General features: G+C 64.0%; 12 protein-coding genes. 6 read left to right on the forward strand and 6 right to left on the reverse strand.

Annotated elements, in window-relative coordinates; genetic code table 11:
* Window positions 1-46: 46 nt before the first annotated feature.
* The 4 genes from GBB14_RS07185 to GBB14_RS07200 form a co-directional block, all read right to left on the reverse strand.
* On the reverse strand, window positions 47-718 hold the full coding sequence (locus GBB14_RS07185) for a LysE family translocator (RefSeq protein WP_151529636.1): 672 nt from the start codon (window positions 716-718) through the stop codon (window positions 47-49).
* A gap of 94 nt (window positions 719-812) precedes the next feature.
* The gene (locus GBB14_RS07190; RefSeq protein ID WP_151529637.1) at window positions 813-1,577 is read right to left on the reverse strand and encodes an SDR family oxidoreductase; all 765 of its coding nucleotides are present in this window, start codon (window positions 1,575-1,577) and stop codon (window positions 813-815) included.
* A 64-nt stretch (window positions 1,578-1,641) separates the two neighbouring features.
* Window positions 1,642-2,406 carry an alpha/beta hydrolase gene (locus GBB14_RS07195; protein WP_151529638.1) on the reverse strand — a complete coding sequence of 255 codons (765 nt, stop codon included), beginning with the start codon at window positions 2,404-2,406 and terminating at the stop codon, window positions 1,642-1,644.
* On the reverse strand, window positions 2,400-3,026 hold the full coding sequence (locus tag GBB14_RS07200; RefSeq protein ID WP_151529639.1) for a DNA-3-methyladenine glycosylase I: 627 nt from the start codon (window positions 3,024-3,026) through the stop codon (window positions 2,400-2,402). Before GBB14_RS07200 ends, GBB14_RS07195 begins: the two co-directional genes overlap by 7 nt.
* Window positions 3,027-3,224: 198 nt before the next feature.
* On the opposite strand from GBB14_RS07200, the gene GBB14_RS07205 reads away from it, so the two are divergent.
* Together GBB14_RS07205 and hrpB are read left to right on the forward strand one after the other, a co-directional pair.
* Window positions 3,225-3,887 carry a sugar O-acetyltransferase gene (locus tag GBB14_RS07205; protein WP_151529640.1) on the forward strand — a complete coding sequence of 221 codons (663 nt, stop codon included), beginning with the start codon at window positions 3,225-3,227 and terminating at the stop codon, window positions 3,885-3,887.
* A 252-nt stretch (window positions 3,888-4,139) separates the two neighbouring features.
* Window positions 4,140-6,554, forward strand: a complete 2,415-nt coding sequence (gene hrpB, locus GBB14_RS07210) for an ATP-dependent helicase HrpB (RefSeq protein WP_151529641.1) — start codon at window positions 4,140-4,142, stop codon at window positions 6,552-6,554.
* Between the two features lie 26 nt (window positions 6,555-6,580).
* On the opposite strand, the gene GBB14_RS07215 is transcribed toward hrpB, so the two are convergent.
* Both GBB14_RS07215 and GBB14_RS07220 read right to left on the reverse strand, forming a co-directional pair.
* Window positions 6,581-7,735, reverse strand: coding sequence for an ATP-binding protein (locus GBB14_RS07215; protein ID WP_151529642.1), 1,155 nt, complete (start codon window positions 7,733-7,735; stop codon window positions 6,581-6,583).
* Window positions 7,736-8,117: 382 nt separating this feature from the next.
* Window positions 8,118-8,399 carry a metal-sensitive transcriptional regulator gene (locus tag GBB14_RS07220; protein WP_151529643.1) on the reverse strand — a complete coding sequence of 94 codons (282 nt, stop codon included), beginning with the start codon at window positions 8,397-8,399 and terminating at the stop codon, window positions 8,118-8,120.
* Window positions 8,400-8,440: 41 nt separating this feature from the next.
* Between GBB14_RS07220 and GBB14_RS07225 the strand changes: the two genes are divergently transcribed.
* The 4 genes from GBB14_RS07225 to GBB14_RS07240 all read left to right on the forward strand — a co-directional run bounded on the left by GBB14_RS07225 (window position 8,441) and on the right by GBB14_RS07240 (window position 12,558).
* On the forward strand, window positions 8,441-9,538 hold the full coding sequence (locus tag GBB14_RS07225; RefSeq protein WP_225976633.1) for an AbrB family transcriptional regulator: 1,098 nt from the start codon (window positions 8,441-8,443) through the stop codon (window positions 9,536-9,538).
* A gap of 117 nt (window positions 9,539-9,655) precedes the next feature.
* Complete coding sequence (locus GBB14_RS07230; protein ID WP_151529645.1) at window positions 9,656-11,368, forward strand: carbon starvation protein A; 1,713 nt, start codon at window positions 9,656-9,658, stop codon at window positions 11,366-11,368.
* A 66-nt stretch (window positions 11,369-11,434) separates the two neighbouring features.
* On the forward strand, window positions 11,435-11,659 hold the full coding sequence (locus GBB14_RS07235) for a cory-CC-star protein (protein WP_370451582.1): 225 nt from the start codon (window positions 11,435-11,437) through the stop codon (window positions 11,657-11,659).
* Entirely contained in the window at window positions 11,650-12,558 is a 909-nt protein-coding gene (locus GBB14_RS07240) for an ArsA family ATPase (protein WP_151529647.1), read from the forward strand. Before GBB14_RS07235 ends, GBB14_RS07240 begins: the two co-directional genes overlap by 10 nt.
* The last annotated feature ends 7 nt before the right edge of the window (window positions 12,559-12,565 follow it).

Consider the following 12,565-nt stretch of genomic DNA (forward strand, 5'->3'; position numbering starts at 1 on the left):
CTTAGACACTGTGGCGCACCGCGCTCCGCTGCAGGCGCAGCCGCACCTAGCTGAGCAGCGCCGCCGCCCCCGTGAGGCACATATAGCAACCGAAACCGGCAAAGACGGTGCCGCTGAGAGTATCGATGGCCGCAGCATAGCGGCGCAGCGTGGCGCTGACCGTGCTGACCGCCAGCGCCACCCCAGGAAACCACAACAGCTGGATTATCTCGAGACACAGCACAATGAGTACTTGTTCCCCCAGTGAGCTGTCTGCCGAGATGAACTGGGCAAATACGGCCCCGAAAAACAGGATGGCCTTGGGATTGGAGAGGTTGGTGGCCACCCCAAGCCGCAGCTGTGCCGCCGTGCTGCGGGGCAGGGTGTCAGCCGGTGTTGTTTCCTTCGCGCCCGCAGCACCCCGCGCATGGGGACGCCGCCGCCCAGGCCAATAGGGGCCGAGCGCCGCAGAGAGGGCCCGTATGCCGAGATAGAGCAGGTAGCCGCCGCCGATGAGTTTCAGCAGATTCAATAGCCCTGGGTGGGTGGTGACCAGTGCCGAGAGGCCTGCGAGCGAGGCGAGAATCCACACCGTATTTCCCAGACAGATACCTAGGGCCACGAGCACCCCGGCGCGCCGCTGCCGGGAGGCGATGCGCAGAATTTGAAAGACATCCGGCCCTGGGGATGCGAGGGCCACTATCCACACCGCGCAGAGGCTAGCGAGAGAGCTGAACACGAGGGCCTTTCTTCCGGAAGCGAGGAGGCGGTGGCGAGACAGTGCTGGGCAGCGGTACTGGGCAGCGGTGAACACGCTGCGTACAGGCTGGCCGCTAGATCTGATCCCGAGGCCGCAGCGTGATCTGATCGACGTTCATATGCGCGGGCAGGGCGGCGATCCAGCGCACCGTTTCTGCAATGTCCTCGGCCGAGAGGTTGAGCTTATCGGCATAGACCTTCTCGGCTTGGCTCTGATCGCCGCGGAAACGGTTGAGAGAAAAGTCTGTCTCTACTCGGCCCGGGCATACCTCCACCACGCGAATGGGTTCCTCGCGGGTTTCGATGCGCAGCGCCCGAGTAAGCGCGGCCACCCCGAACTTCGCGGCGTTATAGCCACCGCCGCCGGCGTAGGCGGTGTGTCCGGCGACCGAACTCATGTTGATGATCTGCCCGGCACCCTCGGGGGCCTGGCGTAGCAGCGGCAACAAGGCCTGGGTGAGACGCACCGTGCCGAGCACATTGACCTCATACATCCACTGCCATTCCTCGATACGACCCTCTTCTACTGAGTCCAGACCTTTGGCGCCGCCGGCGTTATTCACCAGCAGATCGCAGCGGGAAATCTGGGAGCAGAAATTCTCCACGGATGCTTCATCGGTGACATCCAGCGGCAGGGCGATACCGCCGATCTCTTTCGCGAGTTCCTCGAGTGGTTGCTGCCGTCGCGCCCCGAGGATCACGGTCCAGCCATCGGCGGCGAGGGCGCGGGCGCAGGCCGCGCCGATACCGGCGGAGGCTCCCGTCACCACGGCGGTGCGGCCCTGCGTGTTCAGGTGCGGATAGTGCTCATGCGCTGTGTTTTCGGCCATAGCGGCCATTATGGCAAAACTCGCCACCGTGGGGACACTATCCACCCGCTGAGACGGGATCTGGCTGGGCGGCTCAGCGCTGCTGTGTGCGGGAATCCGCTGGCGTTGCAGCGTGCTGGGGTAGCCATCTGCCCACGGCCTCCTCGACGGCTGTGCGCGCCGCGTCGGAGACGAACATGTGATCCGTGCACTTTGGCACCACCACGAGCTCGCTGTCCGGCAGCAGCTCGTGCAGTCGCCGACCATGCTCGATTCCTACCACTGGGTCCTCATCGGGGTGCACAATCAACACCGGCACCTGGCAGTCACTGAATTCGGTGGCCGCGGTGGCAGCGACATCCTGCACAAAGGTTTCATCCACCAACCCGGGGTCCAGATCGGGCACATCTGCGGCCGCGGCCTCCACGTGGTGGGCGGTGGCTGGGGCGGACAACGCCACCACACCCTGCAGGTACTCCCCCAGCCCCGTGCTCCGGCTACGCGCTGCGGCGCTGAGCACCGCCAGCCCGCCGAGCGAATGCCCGAGGAGGATCACCCGGGAAAACCGCAGCAGCTCCCCCGCGCTGCTTCCGGCTGCATCTGCGGCTGCGTCGCCAAGCATGACCCGAGAGACGCCCTCGAGTTCCTCGATATAGGTGGAGTAGAGATGCCGGGAGAAGTCCATGCGCACAGAGCCGTAGCCGTGACCGGCGAGGAAGCGGGCTAGTTTGACCAGGATTTTGGTTTCTTTGCTGCAGCCGAAGCAATGTGCCATCACCACGAGAGTCTCGCTGGGCTGGGCGGGCAGCGTGAGCACCCCAGTGACGCCGTTGATCGTGAGCTGTTTCTTCTTCAGCATCGAGATTCTCCCTCCACTCGTGTTTCCACTAGCCCACTAGCCTGCATGAGCGCATAGCAGGTGGTGGGCCCTACAAAACGATACCCAAGGCTTTTGAGTTCGCGGGCTAATTCTGCAGCCTCGGGGCTGGTGGTGGGGATGTGATCCACATGAGCAAAACGGCTGCCGAGGGGCTGCTGGTAGCGAGCAAGCAGCTCCGGCAAGGGCGCACTCTCGCGGGTGCGCAGCAGCACCTGCGCATTGCTGATCGCCGCGGTGATCTTGGCGCGGTTGCGGATAATCGCTGGATTCTCCAGCAGGCGCTGTATGTCTGCCTCGTCGAAGGCTGCGACTTTCTCGGGGTCGAAATGAGCAAAGGCCTGCCGGAAAGCGGGGCGTTTCTGCAGGATCGTTCGCCAGGATAAGCCCGCTTGGAAGCCCTCGAGCACGAGGCGTTCATATATCCCGCGCTCATCGCGCACCGGATGCGCCCATTCGTTGTCATAGTAATCGCGCAACTGGGCGCTCTGGTTGCCCCAAGGAATACGCCAGCGCCCATCCTCACCTTGGGTGAGACCGCGCTGCTCGGGGCTGTACTGCTCGGGGCTGAATACTGCTGTGTGGTCTGCGGTGGTGTTCATGCCCTGCACTTTAGGAAAAGCCTCGGACACTTGCCCCACCCCCTACTGCCAGTGGCACCGACTCCCACCGCTCTGATCTGCGGCGATAGCTCCGCGCCGGCGCGGTAATGCCCTCACCCCCGCAGGCGCTCGCCCAGCCGCGGCGGCGCGGCTCACCCATGCGATGCCACCCATCCTCGCCTCCTAGAATGGGGCATTATGAGCTTTGATGTCGGTACCTATTCCAGCTTCGAGCAGATGGCGAAGGGGGAATGGCATCTACCCATCGACAATGCCACCCTCAACGCGGTGCACCGCCGCTCCCAGAATCTGATGCGTGATTTCAATGAGGAGCGCCACCCCGAGCGGGCCCGCGCCATCGCCGAGGAGTGGCTGGGCGCTGTCGGCGGCGGTTCCACAGTGGTGGCACCGGCCTTTATCGAATACGGGCGCAATACCTTCATCGGCCCCGAGGTATTTATTAACGCCAAGGTCACTATTTTAGATTCCGCGCCCGTGACCATTGAGAAGGGTACACTGATCGGCCCCGATGTCCGGCTGATCACTGTGAATCATCCGGTCTATGACGTGGAGATGCGCCGCCATGGCTGGGAAAAGGCCGCCCCGATCACCATCGAGGAGGATGCATGGATCGGCGCTGGAGTAACGGTTCTGCCTGGGGTGCGGATCGGGGCCCGCTCGGTGATCGGGGCTGGGGCGATCGTCACCACCGATATTCCTGCCGATTCCTTAGCGCTGGGGGTGCCGGCGCGGGTGGTCGATACGCTCGAGGATAGCCAGGAGAAGTGGGAGCGCGACGAGCTTCCGGATGGGGTGCCGGTGCGCGCCATGGATTATCGACGCACCATCACCAAGCGCTAGGCCAGAGCAGCTAGGGGCGAGCCGCTAGGAGAATATCGGGCTGATCACAATAGATATCTAGCCGTGTGACCTCGTGAAATCCCAGCGATATGTCCTCGACAACAACAGGATGTGTGCACGTTATCTGCACATTCATCTGCCCGAGCACGCCATTGCTCACCATGAGGTGCACAACCACAACCTCCACGATTCCCAGTAGCAGCACCCCTAACATCCCACGCTCACCCCGACACTACGGCTAGCCTCTGCACCATGACCTTTCCCTGTGATCTCGGAGCGATTGGCGCTGGGCTGCCCGTGGCCCGCGATATCGCGCTCTTTCAGCAGCGTCTGGCCCAGGGCGGTGCCACTGTGGTGCACGCTCCGCCCGGTACGGGTAAAACCACCTTGATCCCGCCGGCGGTCGCCAATCTGCTGCATGAGCAGTCACATTCCGGGAAGGTACTGGTAACAGCGCCGCGGCGAGTGGCGGTGATCGCCGCCGCCCAGCGCCTGCGCCAGCTGCATCACGGCCCCCGTACAGATATCGGTTTCGCGGTGCGCGGCCAGAGCGAAGCGGGTCGGCTCATCGAGTTTGTGACCCCGGGCGTGCTGGTACGCATGCTGCTCAGCGACCCCGAACTCTCCGGTATCGACGCCGTCATCCTCGACGAGGTACACGAACGCAATCTCGACACCGACCTTGCCCTCGGCATGCTCGCCGAGCTGCGCCTATTGCGCGAAGACCTGCAGCTTGTGGCGATGTCCGCCACCGTGGATGCCCACGCCTTCGCCACGCTTATCGACGCCACCCTGCACCAGGTAGACGCCGCCCTCCATCCGGTAGACATCCGCTATCAACCCGGCCCGGCGCGCCTCGACGAGCGGGGTGTGACCCGCGAGTTTTTATCGTGGACAGCGCGGGTGGCCGATGAGGCGCTAGCCGAGTCCACTGGCTCGGTGCTGGTTTTTTTACCGGGGCGTCGCGAAATAGAGCGCGTGGCCGAGCAGCTGCACGGCCGCCACGCGGTGCTGCATGGCGGCTTGAGTGCGCAAGAACAAGGCACGGTTGTGCGCGGCACTGACCAGCCGCGGATCGTGTTGTCCACCGCCATTGCAGAATCCTCCATTACCGTGCCTGGGGTGCATACCGTGGTGGATGCCGGCCTGGCCCGCGTCCCGCGCCGCGATAATCTGCGCGCCATGACTGGGCTGATCACCATTAGTGCGGCGCGCGCGGCGATGGATCAGCGCGCCGGCCGCGCCGGACGACTCGGACCCGGCACCGCGATTCGGCTGTGTGAGCAGCGTAGTTATGCTGCTGCGCCCGCCTATGCTGCCCCAGAGATCGCCACCTCGGATCTCACGCAGGCGGCACTCACCCTGGCCAGCTGGGGCAGCCCGCGGGGTGAGGGCTTTCCGCTTCTGGACGCTCCCCCGCCGGCCGCGCTGGCCGCTGCGGAGGAGGTACTGCGCGGGATAGGTGCCGTCGATAAGCATGGGGCGATCACTGAGCATGGACGCAGGATCTCCACCATCCCCGCGGACCCGCGCTGTGCCCACGCGCTGCTACAGGCAGGCCCCGCTGCCGCGCCGGTGCTAGCCGAGCTCACCGTGGGCAGCGCCACGGACCTCAGCGCCCCGAGTAGCTCGCCCCAGGTGGCGCGGGAGACCCGCCGTTTCACCCGGATCGCTCTTTCCGCCTCCTCTGAGCAGCCTGCGCATCTGCGGCAACTATCTGCCGGCGGGGTGATCGCGCTGGCCTTGCCGCACATGGTGGCTCGGCTCGTGGATGCCGATCAGCACGTCTATCTCACCACCGCGGGAACGCGGGCGCGGCTGCTCGATACCCAGCTGCGTGGCTCCGAGTGGCTGGCTGTAGCGGAGATGAGCCGCGGCACCAACCAGCAGGCGCTGCCTATTATTCGTCGCGCCGCTGCAGTGAGTGAGGAGCAGATCCTTCAGCTCTATCCGCCCACGAGCAGCACCGCGGTGCGGGTGCGCCAGGGCAAGCTGAGTGCCCGCACGATTCGGAGTATCGCAGCGATTGAGCTGGCGTCCACCCCCACCGCGGTGCCCGTGGTGCAGGTGGAGGAGGCGGTAGCGCGCGCCTTCGAGCGTGATGGCCTGCGCGATATACGCTTCAGCGCCGCCGCCCAGCAGCTGCGCCAGCGCATGGCCTTCTATCACGCCCACGACCCGCAGTGGCCAGATGTGAGCGATGCGGGTCTCATCGCCGCCGCTCCCATCTGGTTGAGCATGCACTATCCGCGACTCGCCGAGGGCATGCCGCTGGCGGAGATCGATATGCACCAGGCGCTGCGCTCTCTATTGCCGTGGCCGGCGGCTCAGGACTTCGACAAGGATGTGCCCGCCAGTATCACCGTGCCCTCGGGGCGATCGATCCCCGTGGACTACAGCGATAAGCAACCCAGCGTGCAGGTCAAACTCCAAGAGTGCTTTGGGCTCGAGGACAGCCCCGAGGTACTCGGCACGCGCATCCGTTTCGAGCTGCTCTCCCCTGCCGGCCGGCCAGTGGCGATCACCGATAATCTCACCCGCTTCTGGGACGGCGCCTATGCAGACGTGCGCGCCGACATGCGCGGGCGCTACCCCAAGCATCCCTGGCCGGAGGATCCCCGAACCGCACCAGCCACCCGAAAAACCACAGCCCAGCTGCTCCGTTAACACAGGGCACCGGATGCGCAGCGGTGTTACTCGCCGAGAACGTCGACCACCGCGTGACCGCGCAGGTAGGAGCGCATGAAGGGCAGCGCGAAGTCCACCAGCCCGTGGCCCACAACGGTGATCATCTCTGCGGCAATAAGCCGCCGCCGATAGGTGCCCACATACTGCGCATCCACTCCCATTCGTGTGGCAATGTCCTTGGTTCTCGACGGGCCATCATCCGTAGCCATCGCCGCGAGGAAGGTGCGATCGACCGGTGAGAGATCCCGCAGTGATGCCTCGTGCACCAGCTGGCCTAGCTTACGCTTGGCCTTTGCCGCACCTTCCTCAACCGAGGCGGCCGTAATGACCTCGCCCTCACGTCGACGGAAACTTTCGTGCCCCACCAGCTGAATCATGAAGGGATACCCGGCGCATGCCTGCACCGCCTTTTCCAATGCATCCGTCCTGAAGCAGCAACCGCTTCCTTCAACCGGCTCCTTAAGGGCTCGCCGCACCTCCTCATCGGGAATAAGTCCAAGGTCCACTCGGTTTGCACGGCGTAGAAATGTCACAGGGTTGTCTCCGCTGTCAGCTGCTAGCAGTGGATTCACAGCCTGCGGTATGCCTGCCATGGCCACGGCAATCTGCCGGTTTTCGCGCACGAGATGTTGAATTGCTGCGCCAAACTCAATGATCTCGTCCTTGCGGTTGTGGTGAAGCTCGTCCACCGTAATTAATAGTCCAACCGGCTCTTGATTCATAGCTAGATCAATGTCTGCTTGGATCTCAAGGTATCGAGTAAGCACATCTCGGAAGGTCGGTTGAGGGGAATAATGCGTGGGAGTTGATAGCTGCACTCCCCCCAGAGGAGCGATACTCAGCCCAGTGATTCTCCTTTTGCCCTGCTCGTACTGATCTGTTGTTAATCGATATATCGTGTCAGTAAGCCGCTGCATGAACCCGCGTGTGGCTGTCTCGGAAATCACGTGCCACGACTGCGCACGCGCTTCATCCTCGTAGGCGTTCAAGAGGACCGTCTTACCAACACCTCGAAGTCCGGTGACCACAGTGACCCGCTCATGCGCCCCAGGTCCTTCTTCGAGTGCATAACGAAAGTCCTTCAGCTCCGAAGCGCGGCCCGCGAGATACGGCGGTGTAGATCCGAGCGTGGCGCGAAATGGGTTGGCTGTGCGTTCCATGGTATCCCGTTTACTATCTCTTACTATCTTTACTATTTTTACTATCTTTAGTATCTCACACCTATCTACTGACACAACCCCCAATTGCGCCGAGCACCATATATCGACACCCACCATGCCGCGGCGCAACGTGTCCTCTGGCGCCACCAAGAACTACAGACACAGCCCCTCGCCACCGAGAAGGTGCCCTCTGTGTGTGATGCAAGCCGGAAAGCGAGGGCCTGTCAGAAAACACCGACCATAAGAGACGCTCCTGCACCACCCACTGGGAGTAGATGCAGTATCGAACATGTTTTACTATCTCTTACTATTTTTACTATCTTTACTATGTCGCGTCCCGTCTCCAGCGCCGCCTGCGAGCACCGCGCCCGAGACGCGGCTGCTACTTCACGAGCCGGGCAATGGCCCGCGACACCTCCGCGATCTTGTCCTCGGCTTCCTGGCCGCCCTGAGCTGCTGCCGTGACCACACAGTGCGAGAGGTGATCGTCGAGAAGCTTCAGCGCCACATTGTCGAGGGCGGCGCGAGCTGCCTGGATTTGGGTGAGCACATCAATGCAATACTCGTCCTCATCCACCATGCGGTGAATGCCACGAATTTGTCCTTCGATGCGTTTGAGGCGCGCGAGGTAGCGTTGCTTGTCGCTGTCGTATCCGTGGCTCATAGGATTGATTCTAAAGCGGTGAGAAGAAAGGGGTGAGGCCAGTGCGCACCCAGTGGGCACGATGGGCCATTGTGGTCCCGCTGTCTGTGGTGCTGGGCGTAGCGTTGAGCGCGCTGGATGTGCCTGCCGCATGGATTCTCGCCGCCATTATCGCCGCGGCCGGCTCGGCTATCCTCCACGGCGAGGAACTCACCGTGGATCCTCGCCTGATCACCGTGGCCAAGTCCTTCATCGCGATCATCGCCTCCTTGCCCTTAGTGCGCACCCCCGCCGGTGAGCTGCTGCGCTATGTGGCACCCGGGCTGCTCTCTGCGGGTTTTACCGTGGTGCTCGCCTTCGGTGGCGGCTGGCTCTTGTGGCGCGGCTCCCTGCGCCAAGCCCAGCGCGCCGGCGCCGATCCACGCGATCCCGCGCACGTGGTCTCCCCGGAAACCGGGGTGTTATCGCTCTTTGCTGGCGGCGCCTCCGTCATGCCGCTGCTGGCCAAGGACCTCGGCGCGGACTTCCGCTATGTCACCCTCACCCAGTATCTCCGGCTCCTCAGCGTCTCCATCATCATGCCGCTGGTGGTGGCCTGGGCTCATCTCAGCGGCAGTAGCAGCCCCAGCGAGCACGAAGCGCAGCCCTTCACCTGGCTCAGCGCTCTCGCCATCCTCGTCATTGTCGTGTTCGGCGGGAAGTTGGGACGGCTTCTCCACCTGCCCGCGGCCAGCGTGCTCGGGCCCATGCTGCTCACCATCATCGTGGCGCTGCTGCTCGATCCCTGGCACTCCCTCGCCCTGCCCGAGGCCGCCCGCGATATCGCCTATGTCTCCATCGGCTGGATGGCCGGCGGCGGACTCTCGGTGGCGGCGCTGCGCTCCTTCTCCCACCAACTTCCCCTGACCCTAGGGTTGATTGCGGTGCTCATTGGCGGCTGCGCTGGGCTGGCCTGGGTGATTGCGCAGTGGATGGGCATGGACTACATCGACGCCTTCCTCGCCACCAATCCCGGCGGCCTCGAAACCGCCCTGGCCCTGGGCTCCGAAACCGGCGCCGTCGAGATCGTCGCCGCCATGCAGATCGTGCGCCTGATCACCGTGCTCTTCCTCGCCGGCTGGCTGCCCTGGGTGCTGCGCTGGCTGCAGCGGGTGCTCTAGGCAGAGGGCGGCGTCGATAAGCCTGCAGAGCTCGGGTATTCTGCTCCCCCACCCCCGCGTGATGTGACACACTAAGATGCACATACTCTTCAGCGATCACACTCTAGGGGTGAAGAAATGAACTCACTGTGGCTCATCCTCATCGGTTTAGCGATGATGGGCGGCGGCTACCTGCTGTACTCCCGCTACTTGGCATCGACGGTGTACCAACTCAAAAAGGAGTACGCCACCCCCGCGCATGAGCTCGAAGACGGCGTGGACTTCGTGCCCACCAATAAGTACGTGCTGTGGGGCCACCACTTCACCTCCGTCGCCGGTGCCGCGCCCATTGTGGGCCCGGCCGTGGCCGTGATCTGGGGCTGGCTGCCCGCCTTCTTGTGGGTGACCATCGGCACCGTATTCATCGCCGGCATGCACGACTTCGGCGTGCTGTGGGCCTCCGCGCGGCACAAAGGCCAATCCATTGGCACCTTATCCGGCAAGTACATTGGCAACCGCGGCCGCAACCTCTTCCTCGTGGTCATCTTCCTGTTGCTGCTCATGGTGGTTGCCGCCTTCGGTGTGGTGATCGCCGGGCTGCTGGTATCCACCCCGAGCGCCGTGATCCCCACCTGGGGCGCGCTGCTGGTGGCGCTGCTCATCGGCCAAGCCATCTACCGGCTGAAGTGGAACCTGCCGCTGGTATCGCTGGTCGGCATCGTGGCGCTCTACGGGCTGATCGTATTGGGCGACCGTGTTCCCGTGAGCTTGCCCGAATCCACCTTCGGGCTCGCCCCGGAGGCCGTGTGGATTCTGCTGCTGTTCATCTACGGCGGCATCGCCTCGCTGCTGCCGGTGTGGGTGCTGCTGCAGCCACGCGACTACATCAACGGCCTGCAGCTGTTCATCGGCCTCGGCATTCTCTACACCTCCGCGCTGCTCACCGCGCCCGCCGTGGTGGCCCCCATGGTCAATACCTCCCTGCCCGAGGGCACCCCGTCGATGGTGCCGCTGCTCTTTGTCACCATCGCCTGCGGCGCGATTTCCGGCTTCCACGGCACCGTGGCCTCCGGCACCAGCTCCAAGCAGATCGACAAAGAAACCGATGAGCGCTTCGTGGGCTACTTCGGCGCGGTCGGCGAGGGCCTGCTCGCCCTCGGCGCGATCGTGGCCACCACCGCAGGTTTTCAGAGCCTGGCGGACTGGAAGGAGATCTACACCGAGTTCAACGCCGGCGGCGTCGGCGCCTTCGTGCAGGGCGGCAGCTCCATCATCAACGAGGGTCTCGGCTTGCCCACCTCGCTGTCTGCCACCGTCCTCGCCACCATGGCGGTGCTCTTCGCCGCTACCACCATGGACTCCGGTATTCGTCTCCAGCGCTTCGTGGTCCAAGAAATCGGCGGCATCATCGGCGCCAAGGTCTCCGCTATCTGGGCCACCATCATCGCCGTCACCGTGGGCTTGGCGCTCACCTTCTCCACCGGCAGCAATGGCTCCGGCGGCGTGCTCATCTGGCCGCTATTCGGCACCACCAACCAGCTCATGGCGGCGCTGTCGATGTCTATCATCGCGGTGATCCTCTCCCGCCTCTCCCGCCCGATCTGGCCGGTGGTAATCCCGCTGCTCTTCGTGCTCGTGATGTCCGTGTGGGCGCTGGTGGTGCAGCTCAAGACCTTCATCGCCGACGCCAACTGGCTGCTCGCCACCCTCGATATCATCATCCTCGCCTGCGCCCTGTGGGTCTCCGTGGAAGCACTCTCCGCCGTGCGCCGCGCCCGCGAGCACAGCGAACCGGATGCGGCCTTCCCCGAGGACTACCCCGAGCTGGCCGCCCCCTCCACCCGGAGCTAGCGGGGCACCACCATGACGGCCTGGCCCGCACAGCTTCTCGACGTCTTCAAGAAGGTGAGCCGCGGCATGGAGGAGTTTTATGTCTCCCCCTACCGCGCCACCTTCGCCCAAGCCCAGCGGGAAGAAGATGACCTCTTCATGATGCTGGTGCTCTCCGAAGCCCTCGGCATTGATAATCCCGCGAGCTTCTACACCATCGAGCTGCTGCCCATCATCTACGAGGACTTTCACGCCTGGCATACCCGCATGGGCTTAGAGCACTCACCCGTGGAGCACATCCAATGCTGCTAAACACCCCCGTGATCTTCTTCGGCGGCAAAGGCGGGGTGGGCAAAACCACCCTCGCCACGGCCACCGCGCTCCGCCTGAGCGAGGCCGCCCCCACCCTGTTGGTCTCCACCGACCCGGCGCACAATATCGGGCACATTTTCGACGCCACCCTCAGCGACTCCCCGACCGCGCTGACGCCCACCCTGTCCGCGATGGAACTCGACCCGCGCGCCACCGCCGAGGCGCATATCGCCAAGGTGGAAGAGACCATGCGCACGATGATGCCGGAGCGCCTCCACGGCGAGGTGCGCAAACACCTCAACCTGGCGCGGACCTCGCCCGGCACCCACGAAGCGGCCCTGCTCGAGCGCATCGCCGATGTGGCGCTGCACCAGCGCGAGGACTTTGACCACATCGTCATCGACACCGCCCCCAGTGGGCACACCTCGCGGCTGCTCGCCTTGCCTGAACTGCTCGGAGCGTGGACCGAGGGGCTGCTGAAACGCCGCGGCCAATCGGAGAAATTCGGCGAGATCGTTCGCGGCTTCTCTGGGGAGAAAGAGCGCAGCCGCGACGCCGAGATCCGCGCTATCCTCACCCGCCGCAAGCACCTTTTCAGCAGTTTCCGTGAGCTCATCCAAGACCCAGAACTCACCTCCTTTGGGCTGGTGACCCTGCCCGAGAAGATGCCGGTGAGTGAATCCATCGAGCTCTACCACACCCTGCAGCACCTCGGGGTGCGGGTGGGCGGGGTGTATATCAACCGCTGCTCGCCCAGCGATCAAGGAGAGTTCTTGGCGCAGCGCGCCGCCCAGGAAGCTCCCTATATCGCCACCCTGGAGCAGGCCCTCGCCGCACCGCAGCAGCGTTTAGCATTGCTGCTCAACGCGGACCCCAGCGAGGTCGCCTCGCTTCTCTAGCATGGAC

The organism is Corynebacterium sp. 51B, assembly GCF_008930785.1.
Classification (GTDB): Bacteria; Actinomycetota; Actinomycetes; order Mycobacteriales; family Mycobacteriaceae; genus Corynebacterium; species Corynebacterium megadyptis.